16 protein-coding genes and 1 pseudogene are annotated in these 25,706 nt (G+C 44.3%); 4 read left to right on the top strand and 13 right to left on the bottom strand.

From position 1 onward, the window contains the following. Positions 1–68: 68 nt before the first annotated feature. Both glmS and ITG10_RS10200 read right to left on the bottom strand, forming a co-directional pair. The gene (gene glmS / locus ITG10_RS10205) at positions 69–1,901 is read right to left on the bottom strand and encodes a glutamine--fructose-6-phosphate transaminase (isomerizing) (RefSeq protein WP_017629390.1); all 1,833 of its coding nucleotides are present in this window, start codon (positions 1,899–1,901) and stop codon (positions 69–71) included. A 106-nt stretch (positions 1,902–2,007) separates the two neighbouring features. After that, the gene (locus tag ITG10_RS10200; RefSeq protein ID WP_026084089.1) at positions 2,008–2,778 is read right to left on the bottom strand and encodes a DeoR family transcriptional regulator; all 771 of its coding nucleotides are present in this window, start codon (positions 2,776–2,778) and stop codon (positions 2,008–2,010) included. 429 nt (positions 2,779–3,207) lie between these two features. On the opposite strand from ITG10_RS10200, the gene pykF reads away from it, so the two are divergent. Both pykF and ITG10_RS10190 read left to right on the top strand, forming a co-directional pair. Next, positions 3,208–4,620: a pyruvate kinase PykF gene (gene pykF / locus ITG10_RS10195; protein WP_017104457.1), complete on the top strand. Its 1,413-nt coding sequence runs from the start codon at positions 3,208–3,210 to the stop codon at positions 4,618–4,620. Between the two features lie 175 nt (positions 4,621–4,795). Then, positions 4,796–5,467, top strand: a complete 672-nt coding sequence (locus tag ITG10_RS10190; protein WP_128644313.1) for a GntR family transcriptional regulator — start codon at positions 4,796–4,798, stop codon at positions 5,465–5,467. A gap of 585 nt (positions 5,468–6,052) precedes the next feature. On the opposite strand, the gene ITG10_RS10185 is transcribed toward ITG10_RS10190, so the two are convergent. The 11 genes and pseudogenes from ITG10_RS10185 to ITG10_RS10135 form a co-directional block, all read right to left on the bottom strand. Continuing rightward, positions 6,053–7,936, bottom strand: a complete 1,884-nt coding sequence (locus ITG10_RS10185) for a diguanylate cyclase (protein ID WP_248386380.1) — start codon at positions 7,934–7,936, stop codon at positions 6,053–6,055. A 113-nt stretch (positions 7,937–8,049) separates the two neighbouring features. Continuing rightward, positions 8,050–8,544 (bottom strand): acetolactate synthase small subunit, encoded by a 495-nt coding sequence (ilvN, locus tag ITG10_RS10180; protein WP_008219984.1) that lies wholly within the window; start codon positions 8,542–8,544, stop codon positions 8,050–8,052. A 1-nt stretch (position 8,545) separates the two neighbouring features. After that, on the bottom strand, positions 8,546–10,285 hold the full coding sequence (locus ITG10_RS10175) for an acetolactate synthase 3 large subunit (RefSeq protein ID WP_017629395.1): 1,740 nt from the start codon (positions 10,283–10,285) through the stop codon (positions 8,546–8,548). Positions 10,286–10,745: 460 nt separating this feature from the next. Continuing rightward, the gene (locus ITG10_RS10170; protein WP_017629396.1) at positions 10,746–12,554 is read right to left on the bottom strand and encodes a long-chain fatty acid--CoA ligase; all 1,809 of its coding nucleotides are present in this window, start codon (positions 12,552–12,554) and stop codon (positions 10,746–10,748) included. 383 nt (positions 12,555–12,937) lie between these two features. Next, positions 12,938–13,948 (bottom strand): annotated as a pseudogene (locus ITG10_RS10165) (IS110 family transposase). 121 nt (positions 13,949–14,069) lie between these two features. Further along, on the bottom strand, positions 14,070–15,029 hold the full coding sequence (leuO, locus tag ITG10_RS10160; protein WP_017632207.1) for a transcriptional regulator LeuO: 960 nt from the start codon (positions 15,027–15,029) through the stop codon (positions 14,070–14,072). A 346-nt stretch (positions 15,030–15,375) separates the two neighbouring features. Next, complete coding sequence (locus ITG10_RS10155) at positions 15,376–16,431, bottom strand: MJ1255/VC2487 family glycosyltransferase (RefSeq protein ID WP_017632206.1); 1,056 nt, start codon at positions 16,429–16,431, stop codon at positions 15,376–15,378. Positions 16,432–16,483: 52 nt separating this feature from the next. Then, positions 16,484–17,008, bottom strand: coding sequence for a phosphatase PAP2 family protein (locus tag ITG10_RS10150; RefSeq protein ID WP_176680867.1), 525 nt, complete (start codon positions 17,006–17,008; stop codon positions 16,484–16,486). Between the two features lie 197 nt (positions 17,009–17,205). After that, on the bottom strand, positions 17,206–20,313 hold the full coding sequence (locus ITG10_RS10145) for an efflux RND transporter permease subunit (RefSeq protein ID WP_248386379.1): 3,108 nt from the start codon (positions 20,311–20,313) through the stop codon (positions 17,206–17,208). Then, positions 20,310–21,647 carry a hypothetical protein gene (locus tag ITG10_RS10140; protein ID WP_017632203.1) on the bottom strand — a complete coding sequence of 446 codons (1,338 nt, stop codon included), beginning with the start codon at positions 21,645–21,647 and terminating at the stop codon, positions 20,310–20,312. The genes ITG10_RS10145 and ITG10_RS10140 overlap by 4 nt, the downstream gene beginning before the upstream one ends. Then, positions 21,647–22,306, bottom strand: a complete 660-nt coding sequence (locus ITG10_RS10135) for a TetR/AcrR family transcriptional regulator (RefSeq protein WP_017632202.1) — start codon at positions 22,304–22,306, stop codon at positions 21,647–21,649. Before ITG10_RS10135 ends, ITG10_RS10140 begins: the two co-directional genes overlap by 1 nt. A gap of 569 nt (positions 22,307–22,875) precedes the next feature. Between ITG10_RS10135 and leuA the strand changes: the two genes are divergently transcribed. Both leuA and leuB read left to right on the top strand, forming a co-directional pair. Beyond that, positions 22,876–24,423, top strand: coding sequence for a 2-isopropylmalate synthase (gene leuA / locus ITG10_RS10130; protein ID WP_017632201.1), 1,548 nt, complete (start codon positions 22,876–22,878; stop codon positions 24,421–24,423). A 98-nt stretch (positions 24,424–24,521) separates the two neighbouring features. Next, a complete protein-coding gene (leuB, locus tag ITG10_RS10125; RefSeq protein WP_017632200.1) occupies positions 24,522–25,613 on the top strand; it encodes a 3-isopropylmalate dehydrogenase in 1,092 nt (363 codons plus the stop codon). Positions 25,614–25,706: the final 93 nt, after the last annotated feature.

Here is a 25,706-nt window from a genome sequence, read left to right as displayed (position 1 = left end):
GTAACAGGTACAAAGAAGCCCATCACTGGATGGGCTTCTTATTATCTATTGCTTAGATAATCTGTCGATTACTCAACGGTTACCGCTTTCGCTAGGTTACGAGGTTGGTCAACATCGGTACCTTTGATTAACGCTACATGGTAAGACAGCAGTTGCATCGGTACTGTGTAGTAGATAGGTGCTGTAACTTCGCTTACGTGAGGCATCTTGATGATCTTCATGTTCTCATCGCTTTCAAAGCCAGCGTCTTGGTCAGCGAATACGTAAAGTAGACCGCCTCGAGCACGTACTTCTTCAACGTTTGATTTTAGCTTCTCTAGTAGGTCATTGCTTGGTGCAATTACCACTACTGGCATATCTGCATCAATAAGCGCTAGAGGACCGTGCTTAAGCTCACCCGCTGCGTATGCTTCAGCGTGAATGTAAGAGATCTCTTTCAGCTTCAGAGACGCTTCCATTGCGATTGGGTAGAACTCGCCACGACCTAGGAACAATGTGTGGTGCTTATCAGCAAAGTCAGGTGCTAGTGCTTCGATCTCTTTATCGAATGCTAGAGCTTGTTCAATAGCCGTTGGTAGCTCATGCAGCGCTTTAACGATTTCAGCTTCTTTTTCTTCATTGATACGACCTTGTAGACGACCAATTGAAGTAACCATCATCAGCATTGCTGCTAGTTGAGTTGTGAAAGCCTTAGTTGAAGCTACACCGATCTCTGTTCCTGCGCGAGTCATGAAAGCAAAGTCAGATTCACGAACCAGCGAAGAACCCGCAACGTTACAGATAGTCATTGCTGACATGTAGCCTTTCTCTTTTGCAAGACGAAGGGCTGCAAGCGTATCAGCCGTTTCACCAGACTGAGACAGAGTAACGAGTAGGCTGTTCGGGCGAACAACGAAATCACGGTAACGGAATTCAGAAGCAATCTCTACGTCACAGCTTACGCCCGCTAGAGACTCAAACCAGTAACGAGCAGCCATACCTGAGTTGTAAGAAGTACCACATGCGATGATCTGCACGTGTTCAACCTTGCTCAAGATCTCTTCAGCTTTAACACCGATTGCGTTAGTGATAACCGAAGTTTCAGAGATACGACCTTCCATTGTGTTGATCAACGCGGTTGGCTGTTCGAAGATCTCTTTCTGCATGAAGTGACGGTATTTACCTTTGTCACCTGCATCGTGTTCTGCGTTTGATTCTACGATTTCACGCTCAACACGCTCACCTGCAACGTCAAATATCGTTACATCACGACGAGTAACCTCAGCAACATCACCCTCTTCTAGGTACATGAAACGACGAGTTACGCTTAGTAGTGCAAGTTGGTCTGATGCTAGGAAGTTCTCACCGACACCAAAACCAATAACGATTGGGCTACCAGAACGAGCAACAACAATGCGGCTAGGATCTTTGCGATCAACCACAACCGTGCCGTACGCGCCGTCTAGCTGTTTAGCGGTTTTTTGCAGTGCTTCAACCAATGAATCAGAAGTACGAAGTTCCCACTCAACTAGGTGAGCGATAACTTCTGTATCCGTTTGTGAAGTAAACACGTAGCCACGCTCTTGCAGCAGAGCACGCAGTGCTTCGTGGTTTTCGATAATGCCGTTGTGTACAACTGCAATATCACCAGACATGTGTGGGTGTGCGTTCGCTTCAGACGGCTCACCGTGTGTTGCCCAACGTGTGTGAGCGATACCTGTACCACCAATAACTTGTTGCTCTTCTACCGCGTCTGCTAGCTCTTGTACTTTACCTAAGCGACGAACACGAGTTAGGTTAGATTCGCTATCCACCACAGCGACACCTGCAGAGTCGTAGCCACGGTATTCTAGGCGGCGAAGGCCTTCTACTAAGATTTCGGCTACATCACGTTGTGCTACTGCACCAACAATTCCACACATAGTTTTACTCCATCAATTTTGTTTATTCCTATTGGCAGCAAGCAAAGGCCATATCTTTAATCAGATCAATTATAGGAAGTTAAATGCATAATATTTAAAATTAGTTTTAAGCTGGATCAGTCAGGATCACTCGAACGTCATGTGATTCGATACTTGCTTGAGATTCTTTGCTCAAATCTGTATCGGTAATCAAAATATCGATGTGGTTCCAAGCCAGCTCTAAATTGGGGATCTTTCGTCCCACTTTTTCAGACTCAACCATCACGATCACTTCTCGTGACACTTCAGCCATAACTTTACTCAGGCCAACCAACTCATTGAATGTGGTTGTGCCTCTGTCGAGGTCGATACCATCAGCCCCGATAAACAGTTGGTCAAAATCGTAAGCACGCAAAACTGACTCTGCGACTTTGCCTTGGAAAGAATCCGAATGGGTATCCCAAGTGCCGCCAGTCATGAGTAGCGTCGGTTCACTTTCAAGCTCATTAAGCGCGTTAGCCACGTGCAATGAGTTGGTCATAACCACCAAACCACGCTTAGTATTAAGTTGCTGGATTAGGGCACCAGTCGTGCTACCACTATCAATCACAATACGATTATGGTCACGAATCAAATCTGCAGCGGCTTTTGCTAGTGAAATCTTTCGAGTCGAAACTTGTTGACCCAGTTCTTCGCTCACAACCTCTTTCGGTAATGAAATCGCACCACCATAACGGCGCAAAAGCTGACCGTTTTTCTCCAAAGACGCCAAGTCCTTTCTAATAGTGACTTCTGAGGTTTCAAACTTAGCGGATAATTCATCAACACTAACCTCCCCCTTTTCATTCACTAGGTTAGAAATTGCATGTCTTCTGAGCTGAGCGTTTCGTTTCGACATTTAAAAAAGGCCAGTAAGTTTCGATATGAAACATATTATAGTTACAACGAAACTATTTAGTCCATTTATTTTGATCCAAAAAATTAATAAATAGCGATGAAACCTTGTCCTAAGACAATTGTTAAGCAGTGATATTGAAGTCATTAGGTGGTAGAATCCGCACCCGAAAAGAAAAAAAATTACAGAACTGACCGTTATTTTTCTGCAACTTTCACCTGATATGTTGGTATAAGTCACAGAAACACAGCGTTGAATCAAAATCTTTTAGTCATAAAATGACTAAAATTGATGAAAGACTTACAACTCTGAAGGACATATTGGAAGTCCCGCGCTTTTACACAACAGGCACAAAATGTTGATGTAGCGGACCAATCTTCAGAACTTAAATAAATTTCAAATTGTAACAATACTTACCGGAGAGTACCTTCCATGAAAAAGACCAAAATCGTATGTACGATTGGCCCTAAAACTGAATCTGTAGAGAAGCTAACTGAACTAGTAGATGCTGGCATGAACGTTATGCGTCTTAACTTCTCTCACGGTGATTTCGCAGAACACGGCACTCGTATCGCGAACTTCCGTAAAGTAATGGAAAACAAAGGTGAGCAACTTGCTATCCTTCTAGATACTAAAGGTCCTGAAATCCGTACTATCAAACTTGAAGATGGTAACGACGTAGATCTAGTAGCTGGTCAAGAGTTCACTTTCACAACTGACGCAACAGTTGTTGGTAACAAAGACGTAGTAGCAGTAACTTACCTAGGTTTCGCTAAAGACCTAACTGCAGGTAACACTATCCTTGTTGATGACGGCCTAATCGAAATGGAAGTTATCGCAACAACAGAAACTGAAGTTAAGTGTAAAGTTCTTAACAACGGTGCTCTAGGCGAAAACAAAGGTGTTAACCTTCCTGGCGTTTCTGTTCAACTTCCAGCTCTTTCTGAGAAAGACAAAGCTGACCTTAAGTTTGGTTGTGAGCAAGGCGTTGATTTCGTAGCTGCTTCTTTCATCCGTAAAGAAGACGACGTTAAAGAAATCCGTGAGCTTCTAAACGCTAACGGTGGCGAAAACATCCACATCATTTCTAAGATTGAAAACCAAGAAGGTGTAGATAACTTCGATTCAATCCTTGAAGCTTCTGATGGCATCATGGTTGCTCGTGGTGACCTAGGTGTTGAAATCCCAGCAGAAGAAGTAATCTTCGCTCAAAAAATGATGATCGAGAAGTGTAACCGTGCACGTAAGATGGTTATCACTGCAACTCAAATGCTTGACTCTATGATCAGCAACCCACGTCCAACTCGTGCTGAAGCGGGTGACGTTGCGAACGCAATCATGGATGGTACTGATGCAGTAATGCTTTCTGGCGAAACTGCTAAAGGTAAGTACCCAGTTGAAGCTGTAACTATCATGGCTCAAATCGCGAACCGCACTGATTCAGCTCTTAAAGCTGAGCTAGGTTCTCGTCTAGACAGCCCACGTCTACGCATCACTGAAGCAGTATGTAAAGGCGCTGTAGACACAGCAGAGAAGCTAGCTGCTCCTCTAATCGTTGTTGCAACTGAAGGCGGTAAGTCTGCACGTTCAGTACGTAAGTACTTCCCAACTGCAAACATCCTTGCTCTAACAACTAACGAAAAGACAGCTGCACAGCTAGTTCTTACTAAAGGTGTTAAGCCAGTTCTTGTTGACTCTATCGAGAACACAGACGCGTTCTACATCAACGGTAAAGAAATCGCTCTACAATCTGGCCTAGGTAACAAAGGCGACATCGTAGTTATGGTTTCTGGTGCTCTAGTAGCTTCTGGTACTACAAACACGGCATCTGTTCACGTTCTATAAGAATGAACCGATTCGCATAAAATATAAAAGAGGGCTTCGGCCCTCTTTTTTTATGAAACTAAATCTTGCCTAACTTTTCAGTACGCTGTATTATCAATCACAATAGAACTACGTACTGTTAACTTCCAATTGGCTCTTTCTAAGAGACGGATTAGCAGACTAGAAATCAATATACATGAGGTTTGTAATGTCTAGTCCTACGCTCACTGACAAAGTATCAAAGATGATTCGCCAAGATATTCTTAATGGTGAGTTAACCCCAGGTCAAAAGCTTGTTGTTGCTGATCTAAAAGCACGCTACAACGTCGGCGCATCCCCTATTCGCGAAGCCTTGGTACAGTTATCTTGGAGCAAATACGTAAAGCTAGAGCCACAAAAAGGCTGCTGGGTATCTCCTGTATCAAAGAAAGAACTGAATGACCTATACGAAAGCCTTCGTGTTGTATCATCTGTTCTGCTTAAAAAAGCGATTTCAGCGGGTGATGAGAGTTGGGAACTGGATGTACTAACGTCTTACCACAAACTGTCGCGAGTGCAGTACGTATCTGAAGAGTTTGATTGTGTTGAGTGGGAAGAACGCCACCAGCAATTCCATGTAGCATTACTTGAAGGTGCAGATTCAGAGAACATGTTTAAGTTCTTTGATGACCTAATTAACCAAGTAAAACGTTACCGCTTCCTAGCTATGTCTGCAGAAAGCGCGTCTGATGATCTGTTCAATATTGATGAGCACGAAATGATCATGAAGCTAGTACTATCTAAAAATGTAGAACAAGCGACAGAACTGCTTGATCAACACTTACTAGGTTCAATGAAACGAATTGAAGAAGTTATCGAAGCGACATAACGCTAAAGTAGTTTCTAACCAAATAAAAACGGAGCCCAATGGCTCCGTTTTTTTGTTTCCAGTACCACGACTGAACTACCACCCAAAAAACTCTTTGTGATGAGTATTGAGCAGCACAACCATAGGTAAAAAATACAAAGCACTCAATTGAAAGCCAAGAATGGCTAATGTGCCTATGGTTAACCTCACTAAAAAATCGACAAACATACCACGCCTCTTTTAACCAGACTGTATGATCCCCAAACTCTTGCTCCAGCTAACCTAGTTCTACTGCTGCCTTTCAAATCATTGAAAAAGCTAGCTAATCAGTTGAATTAAGTTAACGGCGTCATCCTTCTACATCTGGTAAACACTCTATTTATTACACCGTTAAGCACGGTGTAATCTGAAGCAAGGTAGTTTACTTATTGTTCAGTTTAGCTCAAATTATCACCAACATTAGACTTTAGTCTAACTGTATAGATTTTGTGACATAAGTCGCTCAAAAGTGAGATTCCTAATAAAAAGAAGGGAAGGAAGAATCAATCGGAAAGCAGTTTAAAGAAATGGAGCAGGCAGAAGAAAAGAAGTTAAGTAGGCAGAAACCTAAGCAACATCAGCATGGCTAGGACACATAGAAACAGTATTGCGACCAGAGGATTTTGATTCATAAAGCCCGACATCGGCGCATTTGTATGAGCGAGTGCTGTTACTGGTTAAATCCGTAAAGCCAACACTCACCGTCACCTTAGTACCGGCGGCTAGCTCTATCTCAATTCGTAATCGGTCCAATACTCGCTTCGCTTCCGGCAGAGACGTGTGTGGCATCAGCAACGCGAACTCTTCTCCTCCAACACGAGCAACAAAATCAGTACTACGAAGGCTATCTTGCAGAAGACCAGCAACACGCGCAATCACACGGTCACCCTCATCGTGGCCAAGCTCATCATTGATTCGCTTAAAGTTATCGATATCGACTAAGGCTAAACAAGTGGTGGCTTCATTAGGATAACGCTCAACCAAGCGAGAATAGTAAGCTAGCTGTTCTTCGAACTTACGTCGGTTCCAGAGGTTACTCAAAGCGTCTCTCTCACTCAGAAAACGTAGACGCACTTCGAGCTCTTTCCTTACCGAGATATCAACCAACGAGGTAATGTAATAGCTCACTTTACCCGAATTGTTTTTGACCGCATGGACTCGCATGATGGCGGTAAAAGGAATGCGAAGCTTGTTCTTACACAACACCTCACCTTCCCATACTTCCTCTTGCTCTAGATGCTGCCAGATGGACTCACTAGAGAGCACCTGCTCGGTATTTTCCAGCAGCAACTGTAAGGCATTGTGACCGATGACTTGGTTTTTACTGTAACCCGTCATATTTTCAAATTCGTTATTGATCATCATGGCACGATGTTGCTTGTCAGAGATCATCACCGCCGACATGCCGTTCAATGCCGCACGTGCTAATTTACTTTCTAAGCTGCGACGTCGATAGTGCGTCACCAGATAAGCAAATGGAAAGGCGAAAATCAGCACCGTAAATAGAACAATGATCTCTTCGTGGGCAAGATCATTCAAATCACGCTCAGCGCGATCAAGAAGCTGTTTCTCGTTCAGATGGATCAACAGGTGCATTTCTTGATTATTCGCGAGCTTGACGGTGTTAAACGCGAACAGGTTACCGTCTTCAAATACAGTGCCCATTTGTTCACGAGAAATCGCTTCCCATGTCTTGGGTGCGATATTTTTTAGGTTGAAGCTCTTTCTCTCTAGAACGGAATCACCGAAAAGCTTACTGCTGTTGTTACTCGCAATGTAGTAGCCCGACTCGTTGACAACCTCTGATCGAAAATCATAATCCGGTGAGAAATTAAGACGCGAAGACAGCCCCCAAACATCCAAATTAATCACAAGATAACCAACACGCTTTTCTGGTGTTTCAACGGGAGTAAAGACTCGCAGAACTGGTTTATAAGGATAGGTTAACTCGCCGTGTTCGGTTTCAAGCTCTATTCCCCAACCGCCAATCTCTTCGCGTTCCAAGCCTTGTGCGAATTGGTAGTAACTCGATTCCGATCTATCTTGTAGGTGTTGAGGCAACGTCACCTCACCTGTTGCAGACGAATAGTTCACACGCACCAGCTCTTTACCCGTAATATCAAGCAGATGAATTTGTGTGTACCATTTTTGGTTCACTAGAACAGACTGCCACACCTCTTCAAGCAGGTTTTTAGTTTGGTCTGATGGAGAAGAGGCGAAATTAACCAAGCTCTGGCTATGGCTGAGTAACTCCATAACAGAGACTAATTGAGATTTTAGAAGGTTGTAGTCTCGCTCAGCGTAGACCAATTGATGAAGGGCTTGTTTTGCAGACTCATTGAAACTCTGAGTTTTAACGTCTTGGTAGCGTTGTAAATAATACAACCCTACAGCAGAAGACAGTGTGATAGAGATCATCAGCAATGTAATTATTGATTTTTTAGTTCTCATTGCTAACTCAGGTGAATGGAAGTCGAGCGCGGGATTATAGCACTCTAAAAAATTAACAAAATAAAAGCCGCTTAAAAAAGCGGCTTTAAAGCTATTTTATAAAGACTTATTGTCTAGGCTTTCAGCGCTCGTTCACCACGTGCGATACCAACCACGCCACTTCGCGCTACCTCAAGCACTTCCGTAACTTCAGACAAAGCCTGAATGAAAGCATCAAGCTTCTCGCTCGTACCCGCCATTTGCACCGTGTATTGAGAAGCCGTTACATCAACGATCTGACCACGGAAAATATCCGCTGTGCGCTTCACTTCTGCACGAGCAAAACCGCTCGCACGTACTTTTACCATCAGAAGTTCACGTTCGATGTGTTCAAGCTCAGAGACCTCTTGTACCTTAAGTACATCGATCAGCTTATGCAGCTGCTTCTGTATCTGCTCTAGCTGCATTTCGCTTGAGTTAGTCGTCACGTTCAAACGAGAAAGTGTTGGATCATCAGTTGGAGATACGTTCAATGACTCGATGTTGTAGCCACGTTGAGAAAACAAGCCAACCACACGAGAAAGCGCACCCGGTTGGTTTTCCATTAGTAGTGAAATAATGTGTCTCATATTATGTTCTCTCCGTTTTGCTTAGCCACATGTTATCCATACCCTCGCCTTTGATCTGCATTGGGTATACGTGCTCGGTATCATCAACACTGATATCGACAAATACCAAACGGTCTTTCATCGCCAGTGCTTTTTCCAAACCTGATTCCAATTCATCCGGAGATGAAATGCGCATACCTACGTGGCCATAAGCCTCCGCGATTGCAGCAAAATCAGGAACAGAGTCCATATATGAGTTAGAGTGACGACCTTGATAAACAATGTCTTGCCACTGTTTTACCATTCCTAAGAAACGGTTGTTCAGGTTAATAATCTTAACTGGGATGTTGTATTGAAGTGCTGTCGACAACTCTTGAATATTCATTTGAATACTGCCATCACCGGTTACAACAACCACCTCTTCGTCTGGCTTAGCAAACTTAACGCCCATACCCGCAGGTAGACCAAAGCCCATCGTGCCTAGGCCACCCGAGTTAATCCAACGGCGTGGTTTGTTGAATGGGTAGTACAATGCAGCAAACATCTGGTGCTGACCAACATCCGAGGCAACATACGCATCGCCATTGGTTACTTTGTGCAGTGTTTCAATAACTTGTTGTGGCTTAATGCGCTCAGAAGATTTCTCATAAGCTAAGCAATCACGCTCTTGCCATTGTTTAATCTCACTCCACCAGCTTTCCATCGCTTCAGCATCGTTAGTGCCACCTTGCTCAATCAGCAGGTTCACCATGCTCTCTAGTACTTTTTCTGCAGAACCTACAATCGGTAGATCCACTTTAACATTCTTAGAGATCGATGATGGGTCGATATCAATATGCATGATCTTCGCGTTCGGGCAGTACTTGTCTAGGTTGTTAGTCGTACGGTCATCGAAACGTACCCCAACACCAAAGATAAGATCGGCATTGTGCATTGCCATATTGGCTTCATACAAACCGTGCATGCCCAACATACCCAAAGAGTTCTTGTGAGTGCCAGGGAAGGCACCAAGACCCATTAGGGTACTTACAACGGGTAAATTAAGTGCTTCAGCCAATTTAATCAGCTGTTGATCTGCCTCAGAGATAACCGCACCACCACCGACATAAAGTACCGGCTTCTTCGCTTCAAGAAGTGCTTTCAGTGCCTTCTTGATTTGACCTTTATGACCCGTAACCGTTGGGTTGTACGAACGCATTTTGATCGTTTCAGGGTATTCATAAGGAAGCTTGATTTGTGGATTTAGGATATCTTTTGGTAGATCGATAACCACAGGACCAGGACGTCCTGTCGTTGAAATATAGAAGGCTTTTTTAACGACTTCAGGGATATCTTCCGCTTTCTTAACTAGGAAACTGTGCTTAACGATCGGGCGAGATACACCGACGATGTCACACTCTTGGAAGGCGTCGTTACCAATCAGGTTATTTGGTACGTTACCAGAAATAACAATCATTGGGATTGAGTCCATGTACGCTGTCGCAATACCTGTAACGGTATTGGTAGCGCCAGGACCAGAACACACAAGTACTACACCCGGTTTACCGGTAGAACGAGTATAGCCATCTGCCATATGGGTAGCGGCTTGTTCGTGTCGTACTAATACGTGCTTAATTTCAGCAGTTTTAGCATGCAGCGCATCGTAGATATCAAGTACAGAACCACCTGGATAACCAAAGATTTGTTCTACACCCTCTTCAATTAGAGACTGCACCACCATCTCAGCGCCGGATAACATTGCTGTTTCAGGTTTTGTTGTCATATTGCTCTCCTCACCAGTTTCCAATCATATTTGGTGAACATGTTGGGCTGGTTTTTCATAGTCTAGGGCTTATTCGTAGCCTAATTCGAAATACTTCCACTTTTTCGGCTATGGCTGTCTGTCGTGATAACAACAAACAGTAATACGAAACAACTTTAACGCTTTATTATCATCTGGTCTAACACCTGTTATCCGACAATCATGCCAAAAAACCAACTATTAGCTTAAAGCATCAAATAAAACCCAAACCAAGATTGATAACTAGATATTAAAACTAGAAAGGAAACAAAAAAAAGCACTTAATATTTAAACGAATCGCTAATTATCGATAAATAACAAGCTTATCTGTGTGCGCTTTCGCACATTGTGCTTGGTCATTAGATACAAAAAATCCCCCTAAAAATGCAATCACATTCGTAGGGGGATTTTTAAACAACTGAAAATTTATCTCAGTAGAAAACTACTTATCTTTCGACTTTTCAGTGTACATTTCTTCGATTTCGTCTTGATACTTATCGTTGATAACCTTACGACGCAGTTTCTGGGTCGGCGTCAGTTCGCCATCATCCATAGAAAACGCTTTTGGTAATAGCTTGAACTTCTTCACTTGCTCAAACTTCGCGAGCTCTTGCTGCAGGTCATTCACACGCTTCTCTAGCATCTCAACGATTTGGTGGTGCTTGATAAGCTCAACACGGTCGTGATACTTGATGTTCAGTTCTTTTGCGTACTCTTCTAGCGAGTCGTAACAAGGAACAATCAGTGCAGAGACGAATTTACGAGTGTCAGCGATAACCGCAATCTGTTCGATAAAGTGATCTTTACCAATCGCGCCTTCCACCACTTGCGGTGCAATGTATTTACCACCAGAAGTTTTCATCAGCTCTTTAATACGATCAGTAATGAACAGGTTACCATTTTCATCAAAATGACCCGCATCACCGGTTTTCAAGAAACCGTGTTCATCGAATGTTTTCGCGGTTTCTTCAGGCATCTTGTAGTAGCCACGCATTACCATTGGACCACGCACAAGAATCTCGTTCTTAGCACCGATCTTAACTTCCACGCCCGGCATCGACATACCGATAGAATCAGGGTTAAAGCAGCGGTCATCCCAGCAAGACACGGTTGCGGTGGTTTCTGTCATACCGTAACCAAGTTTTACATTGATACCGATAGCATGGAAGAAACGACCGATAGTTTCATCTAGCTTCGCACCACCACATGGCATGAAGTTGATGTTGCCGCCTAACAGTGCTCGCAGCTTAGATAACACAAGCTTGTCTGCTAGCGCATGGCTCTTCTTCAGCATTAGCGAAGGAGTGCGACCTTCTTGGTGACAAACAGAGAGTTTCGCTCCCATGTTCACCGCCCAAGTAAATAGCACCTTACGGATAAACGGCGCTTTCGAAACCTTCTCGTGAATCGCAGAGAAGATCTTCTCGTAGAAACGCGGAACCGCACACATTACGGTTGGCTTCACGTCGCTCAACGCATCACGCACCTGCATAGTATCTTGCAGGTAACAGTTGGTTGCGCCTTTATAGAGAACGTAGAAAGTCCACGCTCGCTCAAATACGTGAGATAGAGGTAAGAAACATAATGAAATGTCGTCTTTGCTTAAGCTAAGACGCTCATCGTGACCTTCTAATTGATAGCCAATATTGGTGTAATCAAGCATTACGCCTTTCGGCTGGCCAGTAGTACCAGAGGTATAGATAAGAGTCAGTAAATCGTCCATGCTTGCATCTGCAAGACGAGTATCAAGTTCAGCTTGCTGAGCCTCAATACCGCGCGCCATGAAGTCAGCCCAAGATACCGCAAAGCTATGGCCTTGAAGATCGATATCATCAGACATCGCGACAACCACTTCTAGCTGTTCGCACTCTTCAAATAGGCTCACCGCCGCGTCAAATTGAACTTGCTCACCAACGAATAAGATCTTCACATCCGCATTTTGGATGATGTAAGACGACTGCGCTGCTGTGTTGGTTGGATAAATCGGCACAGTCACAAGGCGAGCTTGTAAAGATGCAAAATCTGCCACGGTCCATTGAGGCATATTGTTTGAATAGATACCGATCTTATCTTGAACTCTCAGTCCCTGAGCCAATAGTGCTAATGAAAGCGTATCGATTTGTTGTCCAAACTGCTCCCAGCTAATACCTTGCCATACATTGTCTACTTTGTGCTTCAAAGCTGTACGGTTGCCGCCTTGGGCAATTTGGTCACGAAGTCTTTTTACGATATGAAAATCTAAATTGGCCATCTCTTTACCTTTGGCTTACACCTGTAAGCTTTTTTGAGCGCACAAGTGTACCTCTGATCATGGAAAAGGCAACTGATGAAGCTCAAAGTTATAAGTAATAGTACGTCTCACGCTAAGTTTTCTATCAACAAAAATAGCAGGTACAAAAATGTATGGTCCGCCCCGTTATTGCAACTACAATTAAGTAATAACGGAGTTGGTTTGCGCTAATGTATTCGGAGTCCTTGTTGGGAGCACTAGCTTCCCAGCTCCACGATGATATCCGCGCCAGATTATCCTTAAAAAGCCCAAAGCATTGATTGCTATTTTTGTGTCAGGTTCTTAATCTGGCCGATTGACCGTTTTTGTCATCACGTTCATTGGCGTTGCAAACTTGGTTATAGCTAAACAGCCTTAAAAGCTTGGCGGTGGTATAACACCGCCCAAGCTATCCTCACTAGCTTGTTGGCTAATGCAACTACCACTACATTAAATGGTTTGGTGGCTCGTAGGTTCACAAGCCACTCTCCAACACTTTCCCTGTCGTCTCTAGCCTAGAGAGTACAGCTCTTGCGCCATGGATAAACAGAGTTCTGAGGTGCTTATTTCCTCGTTTACTCATACCAAGTAGCTTGGTATTTCCTCCCGTTGAGAATTGCCTTGGTACAAGTCCCAACCAAGCCGCCATCTCGCGGCCATTGGTGAAGTTACTCGGAGAGCTTACATCAGCAATACACAATGTGGAGGTAAGATCGCCAATTCCAGGGATAGTTTTTAATAATTGAGCACTTTCGTTATTATCAACAATAGTTTGAAGCTTGATATCTTGGGTTTTGATTTGTTCATTGAGGTACTTGTAGTGTTCATGGATAGATATCAATTCACATAGCAAGCTTTTGGTAGTGATACTGTTTGTTCTGCTAACCATTGAAACAGAGACTTCATCTTTGCATGCCCTTTGGGAAAGCTAAGGCCAAACTCAAGTAAGATCGCGCCGATCCGCGACATAGTGGCGGTTCTCTCCTTGATATAACTATCTCTGACTCGATGAATCGCTGCGATGACTTGAGCCTCTTCACTTTTACAGCCACAAATCTCATGGTCGGTCGACTCGCAGCCTCTGCGATCGCTGAAGCATCGATGAAATCGTTTTTATTGCCTTTGACATAAGGCTTTACATACTGAGGAGGAATAAGTCGGGGTTGATGACCAAGCTCACCACACTTTCGAGCAAGCCAATGAGCACCGCCACAAGCTTCGAAAGCAATAGTTGTTGGTTCTATTTTACTAAGAAAGATTAAGAGTTGATTGCGATTAAATTTACGACGAAGCACCTCCACCCCACAACGGTTATGTGCGATAGCATGGAAGCAGTGTTTACCTAGGTCGATACCTAAAATATGAATAGAAGACATATGGTTCACCTCATTCTGAGAGCCTACTCTAAGCTTAAGGGCTTGAGAGTGAGGCGGACCATATAATTAAGCCCCAAGCCAGACTCCTAGCTTAGGGCTTATAAAACATAGGGATTAGTGTCTAGTTAAGTGCCACTACTTCGCCACAGATCATCATTAACTGATCTCGTAACCAAATGTGTCCTTTATCCTTTTCACTTGATTCGTGCCAGCTTAGGAAGCCAGAAATCGCCGCATTATCGAATGGGAAATCTAGAATCTGAAGTTGCTCTTTGTTTGCTGCATGTTCAACCATCCAACGAGGAGCAATTGTTACTAGTTCAGATTGGCCTACAACGTAAAGAACGTTGCTTAAGCTCGTACCTTCGTAGAAAGGCGTGCAATCTAGGTCACGGTAAGCTTGCTCAGAGAAGCTACGTTGACCGTGGATGCGAGACAGTTTTGCGTGCTTTTCGTTAAGCAGCTCTGCCGCTGTTACTTCACCGTTAATACGTGGGTGAGAAGCAGAAGCTACAACAACCAACTCATCTTGGAAGATTTCAGTGCTTGAGAAGCCTTGCTCATCAAAACGAGCGTAATCAATAACGAAGTCGATTTCTTGGTAACGCATACGCTCAGAAAGTTGACGATCGAATTCAGCATCCATGTGCAGTTTAACGCTAGGTGCTTGGTCGTTGATTGTCGACATAATCTTAGGAGCAAAACGCATGTCACAAGGGCTGCAAATCGCAAGTTTGAACAGGCGAGAAGACGACTCTGGAGAGAACACAGAACTTGGTAGTTCGTTGCGTACTAATTGTAGTGCTTGGCGGATTGGACCAAACAACTGACGAGCACGTTGAGTCGGTTGAATACCACGACCTTGACGCATGAATAGTTCGTCATTAAACATCACTTTTAGACGAGCAACAGCGTTACTTACAGCAGGCTGAGACATACCCAGATTGTGAGCTGCACGTGTAATGTTTTGCTCTTGCATAACTGCATCAAATACAGTCAAAAGGTTTAAGTCGACTCCACGAAGTGTGCTTTCCATTCTGTAGCTTGCAATAGCACTCATTGCGTCTTTTTTATCTAACATTCAAGTTGCCTCTTGTCGGTTCGACAGCGTTAAATTGGTAATGGTATGAGAATAGATAACCACTAATTCTTATATTTATCAGACCGATGTTTTTCGGATTACCATTACTATTAACCAATACATCTCGAGCTACCAACAAGATTGATAAAGAATAATTTTATTTTACCTTAATGATTAATTAACACCTTAAAATCAGTAATTTATAGAGTTATAAAAAAACATAAAATGCGTCACTTATGAGTTTCATTTCGACTTATTTAGCTGTTCTATCGTTTGGTTACATTTGTTACAATTTATTGAACGCGTGAATTGTTCAGCTAGTCGATTCAGAAATAACACTTATGAGTTAGGTGAGTGATGCATAACTAGGAAAGTCTACCTTGTCCCAAAGCTGCTTTCTTAAGTCATCTTGGTTGGACCAATTTCCTGCCAATACCCACTCAACAAGTGCGCTCGCGACGTCTGGATAAGTGACCACTTCCGCTTGTTTTTCGTTGAGCCAACCACGCAAGATAGCAGGGTCTAAAAAGCTCATTGTTTGAGCCAATCCAAGCGCCTCTAGCGTCGCCACATTGCTCTGTTGTTCAAATTGCCCATCAAGCGGTTTAAGGAGCAACTTCTTACCCAAAGTTAGGGCTTCAGAGGGTAATTCAAATCCACCATTTGCCACCACACCTGAGCACTGGCTGAGGTCGAATTGAAAGCCTGCATGACTGAGCGGTTTGAACTCAATATTTTCAACTCGGCTTTGCTCAATCACATTCGGGTGATAGCAGACAAAGTTATGAGAAATGAACTTCATCAACAGCTCTGAAATCGCCTCGAGATCCTCAAACGGCAAGTAGACCAGAGTGAAGTCTTGCGGCGCTTTGGTTTGTTGTTCGCCAGTAAGCGTGTGAACGATCGGTGGCAATATTGGCTGTTCAAAGTGATACCAGTGCAGCCCAATTGAGTGCTCGGTTGGGGCAAAGTGTTGAATCACAGAATGCTCAATCCAGTTGCCGCCTTCTTTAGGCACATCATAACGGAACGCATTTTGGTGGCTTATACCTATGCAAGGTACGCCCTGTCTTTTAGCTGCCCAAGCGGTCACGGGCTCAAAATCGTTAAGCACTAAATCATACGGTGTCAGATCGATCTGGTTAATCTCACTCAGAAGTCGCCAGATGTTGTTGTTAATGAATGTCTTGCCGTATTTCACCTGTCCCTGCTCACTATAAAAAGTTAAGCCACTGCGGGTTTGATAGTTTCCAAATTCTTCCATTGAGAAGTACTTGCTCTCTTCTCGCCCAGAGAATAGAAAGTCGACATCGATGTTTTGCTGACGAAAGGCGACGGCCATTGCTCTCGCACGCGCGATGTGACCATTTCCAGTTCCCTGTACGCCATATAAGATTTTCATGCTTTTTCCTTTAGAGTTGCTTAAACACAGCAGAGGCTGCCAACAAAAATATTTACAAAATGAAGCTGATAGCTAGGCTCGTACAAGCAATGCCCAAAGCGGCACCTATCAGTACGTCTGTTAAAAAGTGCACACCAAGTAAGATTCGAGAGCCAGCGATCGCTATCGCCCAAAACAAACTAAAGAGGTATAAGCTCGGATAGAAATGTCCGATTAGCGTCGCCATGACAAAAGCCGCCGCAGAGTGCCCAGATGGCAGGCTGTATTTATCGGATGGCACAATGTGGGAATAAAGCAGTGAAGAGAACTCTGCTGGCCTACGGCGTTTGAGGGTATTTTTCGCGAACCAGTAGATAGGCAGTTCGATAGCAAAGGCGGTTAAACCGACCAAGAGAAAATCTCGGCCTGTACTGCTATCAGCCAGCAAAGCAATCAACGCAATTAACACGTAAAGGTGTCCATCTCCAGTATGAGACACCGCTTTACTGAGTGTTGCATGTTGCCCGCTATAACGGTTTTTTAAACAAAAAACAGAAAATGCCACATCCCAGCGGACAATAGGTTCGATAGTACGCATACGATCTCCTTAACAATCCTTATTCAGTTAAGGGTCAAGTTATGCCCAACAAATGACAGTTAAGTGACGTTTTGAATGAACTAAAATGAAATTTCTTTGGGATGCGCAGTGAAGCCGCTCAGCCCAAGGTGATGAAACAAACACCCGATAAAGATAAAGCGGCACTAGGCCGCTTTATTGTTTATTGCTTCAAAACTCTATAGCGAAAGAGGCTCGTGCTTTTTCACTAAACCAAAATCAGCCAAGATCGCGTAGGCCGCAGGGATCATAAACAGCACCAACAAGGTTGAGGCAAATATCCCGAACACAATCGAAATAACCAGAGGCTGAATAACCTGAGCTTGTAAGCTGGTTTCCGTTAACAGCGGCAATAAACCTGCAGCTGTAGTCATAGACGTTAAAAATACCGCACGGAAACGCTCGCGACTGGCCTTAACAACAGAATCATGAACGCTATCCCCTTCATCGACATGGTGACGTATGTATTGCACCAACAAGATCGAATCATTGACCACGATCCCAGCGAGCGACACAAAACCCATCATGCTTGGCATACTCAGTGCGTGACCTAACAACCAGTGACCAACAACGCCCCCAATGAACGCCAGTGGAATCGCCAACATCACGACCACAGGCTCCAAGTAGCTTCTGAACTGATAACTCAGAATCGCAAACACACCGAATAAGCCCAATAAAAAACCTTTGCCCATCGAGGCGCCGGTCTTAGCCGCATCTTTGGCTTCGCCTTCGAAATCAAAACGTAAGCCCGGGTATTTTTGAATCAGCTTAGCCGCTTCTTCTTTTTGGAATTGAGCCAAAATCGCGGAAGAGCTCGCCTTCTTATTATCTATGTCACCAAAGATACTGATGGTTCTCAGCCCATCGATACGTTGGATTCGCACGTAGTTACGCTGAAAGTCTAACGTTGCCAATGTGGCTAATGGAATCTGACTGCCGTCTGCAGTGATAATTGGGAAGTTAGCCAGTTGCTGTAAATCACCCGCTTGTTCTTTATCAAGACGAACTTCAATAGAGATATTCTCAACACCGATTTGAATCTCATCCGCTGTCTGACCAAAGAAAGCCGCGCGCAATTGGGAAGCGATCATCTGCCCATTCACGTTGTAGGTCTCAGCGCCCGGACGCAGCTTCACCAAGATCTCTTCTTTACCCATACGCATGTCATCAAGCACGCCGTGCACGCCATCAAACTGATTTAGGTATTCTTGAATATCCAAAGAAGCCGATTTCAATGCACTTAAGTCATCATGTTTAGCACGAATCTCAATCGCACGACCGCCCGGCCCCATGGTCGGTTGCTTGAAGACTAACGAGATAGGATCGGCCAAGTCACCGATGTCTTCTCGCCATGCATCAATAAAGTCATCAATAACCGTGTTACGGCTCTCAGCTCCACGTAAATCTAAGCGAACGGTAGCTAAGTGGGGACCAGATTCGTTGGCATCTGCGTTGGCATTAAATTGGCTAGTAATGTGCTCAACCAAGGTGTTGCCTTCTTCAACCTCTTCGCTCCACTGCGCATTCAAACGCTCAGCAGAAGCAACAATCTTATCGACCACTTTCTCAGTTTGAGACAATGACGCCCCCGGAGGAAGAATGATACGCGCCTCGGCAATATCGCCATCCAATTCTGGAAACGGTTGGAATTTAACAACTCCACCAGCAATCAACGAAATAGATAAAAGTAACAAGGTGATCACCCCGCCCATAAAGGCGTAGCGGAAAGTCACTACCTTCTCGACCATGCTCCTCAAGGTGGTATTACGGAAGTTCTCAAATTTCTCTAACAGCACGACTTTGAAACGCAGCGCTGGCTTGTCATTTTTTTCTTTGTGTAATGAATGAGATAAGTGATTTGGCAGAATCAAGAAGGCTTCAATCAAACTCAAAGAAAGCACCAATATTAATACTTGAGGTACCGCTTTAAGCACCGCACCCATTTCACCATCAAGGAACAGCAAACTACCAAAGATACACACGGTGGTTAGGAAAGAAGACAAAACTCCGGGGAGCACCTTCTTAACACCGTTGTACACCGCATCGTCAACGTTTTGCCCCCGATCCAGATGGGAGGCGATCGATTCAGCGATCACAATGGCATCATCCATCATGATACCGATCGCCATCAACAAGCCGACTAGAGACATGATGTTGATCGACAAGCCAAGATTGGCCATCAAAAACAAACCACCAAGGAAGGCTACAGGCAGACCTGCCGCCACCCAAAACGAGTAGCGTAAACTGAAGAACAACCACATAGTTGCGAACACCAGCACAATACCTTGCCAGCCATTGCGTACCATCATGGTTAAGCGATCCCACAGTACAGATGAGAGATCATTGGTCATTTGCAGTGTCACGCCATCAGGGGCAATCGCGCTTTGAACTTCAACGAATCGAGTCACGTTTTCTTTGATTCGCAGCGCATCATCTTCTTTGTTCTTGCTAATCTTTAACAGAGCCGATGGCTTGCCATCAAACAATACCTTTTGCTCATCAAGTTCAAAGCGATCGGTCACCTTCGCAATATCTCGTAAACGGATCACTGAACCATTAGGCGCCGATCCAACCACAATGCTTTCGAGTTCAACAGGTGTGATACGTCTTTCATCAAAACGAATTAGGAAATTTTTGTCTGGCGTCTCTACGTTACCACTCGGCAGTTTTACGTTTTGATGACCAATCTGATCAGCAATATCTCCAACACTCAGACCGAGCTGGCGAATCGCTTGGGTATCCAACTCAACGCGATATTGATGATCGGAGAAGCCGCTGACCTCAACCAATGAAACGTCGTAATCAAGCTTCATAGTACGCTTTAGATCTTCCGCGTATGCCTTAAGTTCTGGCCATGAAGTTTCTGCGGTAATCGCAATATCAACAACAGGTTCGTTCCAATCCAACTCTTGTACGACTGGTGATTCAATCTCAGTTGGGAAATCATTGATCGAGTTGATCTGAGTTTGTACGTCCACCAGCATTCGACCGATATCTGCTTTCTCATTCAATTTGAGGATTAAGCGAGCACTGCCTTCTATCGCCTCACATTGAGTTTCTTCAATGTTAGCTAAACCATCGACCGCGTCTTCCATTCGCACACACAAGCTCTCTTCCACCTCTTGTGGTGAAGCGCCTGGGTAGACAATCGCAGCCATGATGTAAGGGGGATCGTAGGCTGGAAAGGTTTCACGCTTGATGGTGGATAAAGAAGCCAAACCCATGATCAACAACCCAAGCATCAACAAATTGGCTGCGGTTGGGTGCCTAGAGAAGAACTTGATCATGAGGCGTTCTCCTCAAGATCAGTGGAAAGCTCATCATCATTTGAGCGAGACTCTTTCAATAACATGCCTTCAATCGCAGGAAGAACATCGTTAAGAATCAGCTTGTCTCCGGCTTGCAGTTCACCGTTAACCACCACCTGGTTGTCTCGGCGATAAAGCACTTCAACATTAACCACTTGCAAGCGCTGGCTGTCATCCATCAGATAAACCTTATCGCCATGCAAAGCACGCTCAGGTACAACCCAACTTAGGTTCGCCAAGCCTTCAATCTCCGCTTTGACGAACATGCCATTCACCAAGGGAGTGGCACTGCTTGGCTGTAGGGCTGAATAATCTTGATTAATTTCGAGAATGATCCCCGCTGTGGCTTGGTTTTCATCAACGGTTTCACTGATTCTTGCAACCTTCGCAGGCCAACTCAGATTCAAGCTGCCACTGTTCATCTGGATCGTCGCTTTAATCGGCGCTTGATAAGGATTAGGTATGCCTGCGGCATCACGAGGGAATTGAGTAAAGCTTGAGGCTAAAGTTTGCATATCGTGAATAGAGAGTTGCGCCTCCACTTCCATAACGTTAATCCCGTGAGCAACAAACATCTCTTGCTGAAGATTAACCACTTGGTTTTGTTCAATATCTACCTGAGCGATTCGCATAGCTCGAGGCAAAGTGATGGTCGTTTTGTCCAAAGAACGCTGCGCCTCTTTGACCTTAGAAACATTGACCTTAATCACCGCTTGCGCGACGCGCTTTTCATCCGGCATTAAAGCGATTTGATTCTGTATATCTAACACCAACTTCTGTTGAGAGAGTGCGCTTTGTTGTTGCAGATCGACATCCGATTGCGAGGTGAGCCCTTTCTTACGCAGATCTTGTTTACGTTGCAGCTCTTTATTGCTGATCACTAAACGATTTTTTTCGATCTTTAATGTTTGTTGTAGGTTATCTTCTTCTTGATTCAGCTTAGCGAGAGAAGTCTGGCTTGATTTAAGATCCGCTTCCGCTTGCACCAACTTCAGTTCGTAATCCAAAGGATCGATCTTTAGTACCTCAGTACCCGCTGCAATAATTTGACCCTTTTCTAGATCAGGATGGCGATACACGATCTGTCCTGTCACTTCAGCAATCGCTTTCCATTCAACCTTTGGTACTACTTTGCCAAAACCTACCGCTAATGGCGCGATCATCTGTTTTTCTAGACTCACGGTTTCAACCAAACGCGCTCTATCACCGGCAGGCTTAGTCGGTAAGTCCGGCTTTAGATTAATCGCCGCCACTAGGCCAATAACACCAACGGCCAGAGCCGGAAAGAAGAGGAGCTTTTTACTTATTTTCATTATTTTGGTTCCTGCAAAGGTGAAGGGCTCGGGGCGTTTACAAACCCTTCCGTCATCAGTTGGATGTTGTGTTCGATAAGTCGGTTAAGAAATTCTTCATTGAGTTCAATACCATGAATAGCAAGCAAAGGTAGCGGCGCAATGAAGGGGAACACCATCAAGCTTATATACGACACGCGGCAGAGTCTGGGATCCATATCTTTTCTTAAAACGCCTTGTTCAACTAACTTTTCAAAAATGACATCTTGGGCAGGTTTGGCGACATCAAGAAAGACTTTCTCGAGCAACTCTCTCTGCACTTCTGAAGGCGGCATGTTCATCACTTGAGCTATCAAGCGAGGAAACTTCGGTACCTTCACCATCTCTTTGTAATAGGTTCTCATGAGATCGAGAAAGTTCTCATGGCTGCTTTCATCGACAAGTCTCTGCATTTGTAATTGCATAGGGCGTAATGTTTCACGCAGCATCGCCTCAAACAATCCGGCTTTACTGCCAAAGTAATAGCGAATCATCGCAATATTCACACCCGCTCGCTCAGCAACTAAACGAGTCGATACCTTGTCATACGGTTGAACCACGAACAGATCTCGAGCGTGCTCAATGAGTAACTGCCGTACATCTAGATTCTGTTGAGGTCGCCCTGCTTTGCGCGCTGCCATCACTGAGACCTATCCCTATAATTAATCACACGATTAATTATAGGGATAAATCAACATGGTTGTAGAAGAGTTAATTACTCACTATTTAATCAAATGATTAATTAATTTAGCCGCCCTTTTAATTTTATTGGTGAATCGTTCCATCAAAAAGATTTACTACAAAGCTTTAACCTGCACATAAGCCAAACGATAAACTAACCGCCCAGTACAAAACACTCAATCAGCCGATAACACCAACAAACAACACACAAGCAGCACAAACCAAACAAAAACACCGCCAAAGCACGCTGATATTGGATTTTCTTGTTTGACGCTCAGAATAAATTGCGGTAAATATGGTGTTAACAGTTTATTTACGGATATTTGTGTAATGATTTTTTCTTCTTCTCGACTGCTGAAACTTCTCCTTATCGTGAACCAATCGCGCGGGTAAGTTGTGGGTCAAGAACTACACAAATATTAAAACCCGCGCTGAGCGGGTTTTTTTGTAACTGGCACTTTTAAAAGAACATCATTCTTAATAATAATTTGGATAGCAATCGATTCATTATCGATATAAGGAAGCACCCATGAACGATCAAGTGATAATTTTTGACACGACCTTACGTGATGGCGAGCAAGCGTTGGCTGCAAGCTTAACGGTAAAAGAGAAATTACAGATCGCTTATGCACTTGAACGACTGGGTGTAGATGTTATTGAAGCGGGTTTTCCGGTGTCATCACCAGGCGATTTCGAATCAGTACAAACCATCGCTAAGAATATTAAAGACAGCCGAATCTGTGCACTTTCTCGTGCGGTAGCAAAAGATATCGATGCCGCTGCAGAAGCGTTAAAAGTCGCTGAGCAGTTCCGTATCCACACCTTCATTTCTACATCGACGGTTCACGTTCAAGATAAATTGCGCCGTAGCTACGACGACGTAGTTGAGATGGCAGTAAAAGCCGTTAAACACGCTCGCAACTACACAGACGATGTTGAATTCTCTTGTGAAGATGCAGGTCGTACCCCTATCGACAACCTATGTCGTATGGTTGAAGCGGCAATCAACGCTGGCGCAAAAACCATCAACATTCCAGATACAGTGGGCTACACAGTACCTAACGAGTTTGGTGGCATTATCAAAACGCTATTTGACCGCGTGCCAAACATCGATCAAGCAATCATCTCCGTTCACTGTCACGATGACTTGGGCATGTCGGTTGCTAACTCTATCGCTGCAGTACAAGCCGGTGCTCGTCAAGTTGAAGGTACTATTAACGGTATCGGTGAGCGCGCTGGTAACTGTTCTTTAGAAGAAATCGCAATGATCATCAAAACTCGCCAAGAGTTACTAGGTGTCCATACTGATTTGAATCATCAAGAGATTCATCGTACCAGTAAGTTGGTGAGCCAGCTTTGCCACATGCCAATTCAAGACAACAAAGCTATCGTCGGTGCAAACGCGTTCAGCCACTCTTCAGGTATTCACCAAGATGGCATGCTAAAGAACAAGAACACTTACGAGATCATGACTCCTGAGTCTATTGGCTTGAAAAACAAGGCATTGAACCTAACAAGTCGTAGTGGCCGTGCTGCTGTTAAGAGCCACATGGACGCGATGGGTTACAAAGATAATGAGTACAACCTAGATTCATTGTACGAAGACTTCTTGAAGCTTGCTGACCGTAAAGGCCAAGTGTTCGATTACGACCTAGAAGCATTAATGCACTTCGCGAATCTACGTGATGAAGATGACTTCTATAAACTTAACTACCTAAGCGTACAATCTGGTAGTGTTATGTCTACGACCAGCATCAAACTGCAATGTGGCGATGAAGAGAAGTGCGAAGCCGCTGTCGGTAACGGCCCTGTTGATGCGCTATACCAATGTATCTACCGCTTAACTGGCTACGAAATCGTACTAGATAAGTTCGACTTAACCGCGAAAGGTGAAGGCGAAGATGGCTTAGGCCAAGCGGACATTATTGCCAACTACAAAGGTCGCAAGTACCACGGTACAGGTGTTTCAACCGATATCGTTGAAGCTTCTGGTCAAGCGCTACTGCACGTTATCAATAGCATTCAACGCGCAGACACCATTGCTGAAATGAAACAGCAAAAAATCGCGACAGTTTAAGTACCCAATAACAGAGCCCTAGAGCCGATGTTATTGGCTTTAGGGACAAAATTTAAAACGAGCCAAATGGCTCAGTAACAAAGAATTAAAGGATTAACATGACTGATAAATCATACAAAATTGCCGTACTACCTGGTGATGGCATTGGCCCAGAAGTAATGCAACAAGCACATAAAGTGCTAGACGCGATCGAAAAGAAGCACGCGATTAGCTTTTCTCGCGAAGAGTATGATGTTGGTGGTATTGCGATTGATAACCACGGCTGTCCACTTCCAGAAGCAACAGTAACTGGCTGTGAAGAATCTGACGCAGTGCTTTTTGGTTCTGTCGGCGGCCCTAAATGGGAACACCTTCCACCGAACGACCAACCAGAGCGTGGTGCCCTACTTCCTCTACGTAAACACTTCCAACTGTTCTGTAACCTACGTCCTGCACAAATCCATAAAGGTTTAGAGTCTTTCTCTCCTTTACGTGCTGACATCTCAGGTAACGGTTTCGACATCGTAGTAGTACGTGAGCTAACAGGCGGCATCTACTTCGGTCAACCTAAAGGTCGTGAAGGCGAAGGCGCAACTGAAAAGGCTTTTGATACTGAGGTTTACCACCGCTACGAAATCGAGCGCATTGCAAAGATTGCTTTCGAATCTGCACGTCTACGTAACAAAAACGTTTACTCAATCGATAAAGCGAACGTTCTACAAAGCTCTATCTTATGGCGTGAAGTCGTTGAAGAAATCGCAAAAGATTACCCAGATGTAACGCTAAACCACATGTACATCGACAACGCGACCATGCAGCTAATCAAAGATCCTTCTCAGTTTGACGTAATGCTGTGTTCAAACATCTTCGGCGACATCATCTCTGATGAGTGCGCAATGATCACAGGCTCTATGGGTATGCTTCCTTCTGCAAGCTTGAACGAAAGCAACTTCGGCCTATACGAACCAGCGGGCGGCAGCGCACCAGATATCGCAGGCAAGAACATCGCAAACCCAGTTGCACAAATTCTTTCTGCTGCACTAATGCTTCGTTACAGCCTAGGCGAAGAAGCGGCAGCACAAGACATTGAAACGGCGGTATCTAAAGCGCTTTCAGCAGGCGAGCTAACAGCAGACCTTGCAGGCGACAATCAAGCGCTTACTACCTCTGAAATGGGTGACAAGATCGCAGAGTACATCTTAGCTTCATAAGCTAATTGCTCGAAAGTAGAAGCAAGTACATAAGAATAATATCAAGCCAAGTCAGCGAAAGTTGCATGACTTGACTCGAAACAAACACTGGGA

Source organism: Vibrio sp. ED004, from assembly GCF_023206395.1.
Taxonomy (GTDB): domain Bacteria; phylum Pseudomonadota; class Gammaproteobacteria; order Enterobacterales; family Vibrionaceae; genus Vibrio.
Note: the sequence above shows the minus strand (reverse complement) of the source record. Positions and strands in the feature narration are given on the sequence as shown.

Coding starts and splice junctions, on each gene's coding strand:
- glmS (WP_017629390.1), bottom strand. CDS start 1,901: ATGTGTGGAATTGTTGGTGCAGTAGCACAACGTGATGTAGCCGAAATC.
- ITG10_RS10200 (WP_026084089.1), bottom strand. CDS start 2,778: ATGTCGAAACGAAACGCTCAGCTCAGAAGACATGCAATTTCTAACCTA.
- pykF (WP_017104457.1), top strand. CDS start 3,208: ATGAAAAAGACCAAAATCGTATGTACGATTGGCCCTAAAACTGAATCT.
- ITG10_RS10190 (WP_128644313.1), top strand. CDS start 4,796: ATGAGGTTTGTAATGTCTAGTCCTACGCTCACTGACAAAGTATCAAAG.
- ITG10_RS10185 (WP_248386380.1), bottom strand. CDS start 7,936: ATGAGAACTAAAAAATCAATAATTACATTGCTGATGATCTCTATCACA.
- ilvN (WP_008219984.1), bottom strand. CDS start 8,544: ATGAGACACATTATTTCACTACTAATGGAAAACCAACCGGGTGCGCTT.
- ITG10_RS10175 (WP_017629395.1), bottom strand. CDS start 10,285: ATGACAACAAAACCTGAAACAGCAATGTTATCCGGCGCTGAGATGGTG.
- ITG10_RS10170 (WP_017629396.1), bottom strand. CDS start 12,554: ATGGCCAATTTAGATTTTCATATCGTAAAAAGACTTCGTGACCAAATT.
- leuO (WP_017632207.1), bottom strand. CDS start 15,029: ATGTTAGATAAAAAAGACGCAATGAGTGCTATTGCAAGCTACAGAATG.
- ITG10_RS10155 (WP_017632206.1), bottom strand. CDS start 16,431: ATGAAAATCTTATATGGCGTACAGGGAACTGGAAATGGTCACATCGCG.
- ITG10_RS10150 (WP_176680867.1), bottom strand. CDS start 17,008: ATGCGTACTATCGAACCTATTGTCCGCTGGGATGTGGCATTTTCTGTT.
- ITG10_RS10145 (WP_248386379.1), bottom strand. CDS start 20,313: ATGATCAAGTTCTTCTCTAGGCACCCAACCGCAGCCAATTTGTTGATG.
- ITG10_RS10140 (WP_017632203.1), bottom strand. CDS start 21,647: ATGAAAATAAGTAAAAAGCTCCTCTTCTTTCCGGCTCTGGCCGTTGGT.
- ITG10_RS10135 (WP_017632202.1), bottom strand. CDS start 22,306: ATGGCAGCGCGCAAAGCAGGGCGACCTCAACAGAATCTAGATGTACGG.
- leuA (WP_017632201.1), top strand. CDS start 22,876: ATGAACGATCAAGTGATAATTTTTGACACGACCTTACGTGATGGCGAG.
- leuB (WP_017632200.1), top strand. CDS start 24,522: ATGACTGATAAATCATACAAAATTGCCGTACTACCTGGTGATGGCATT.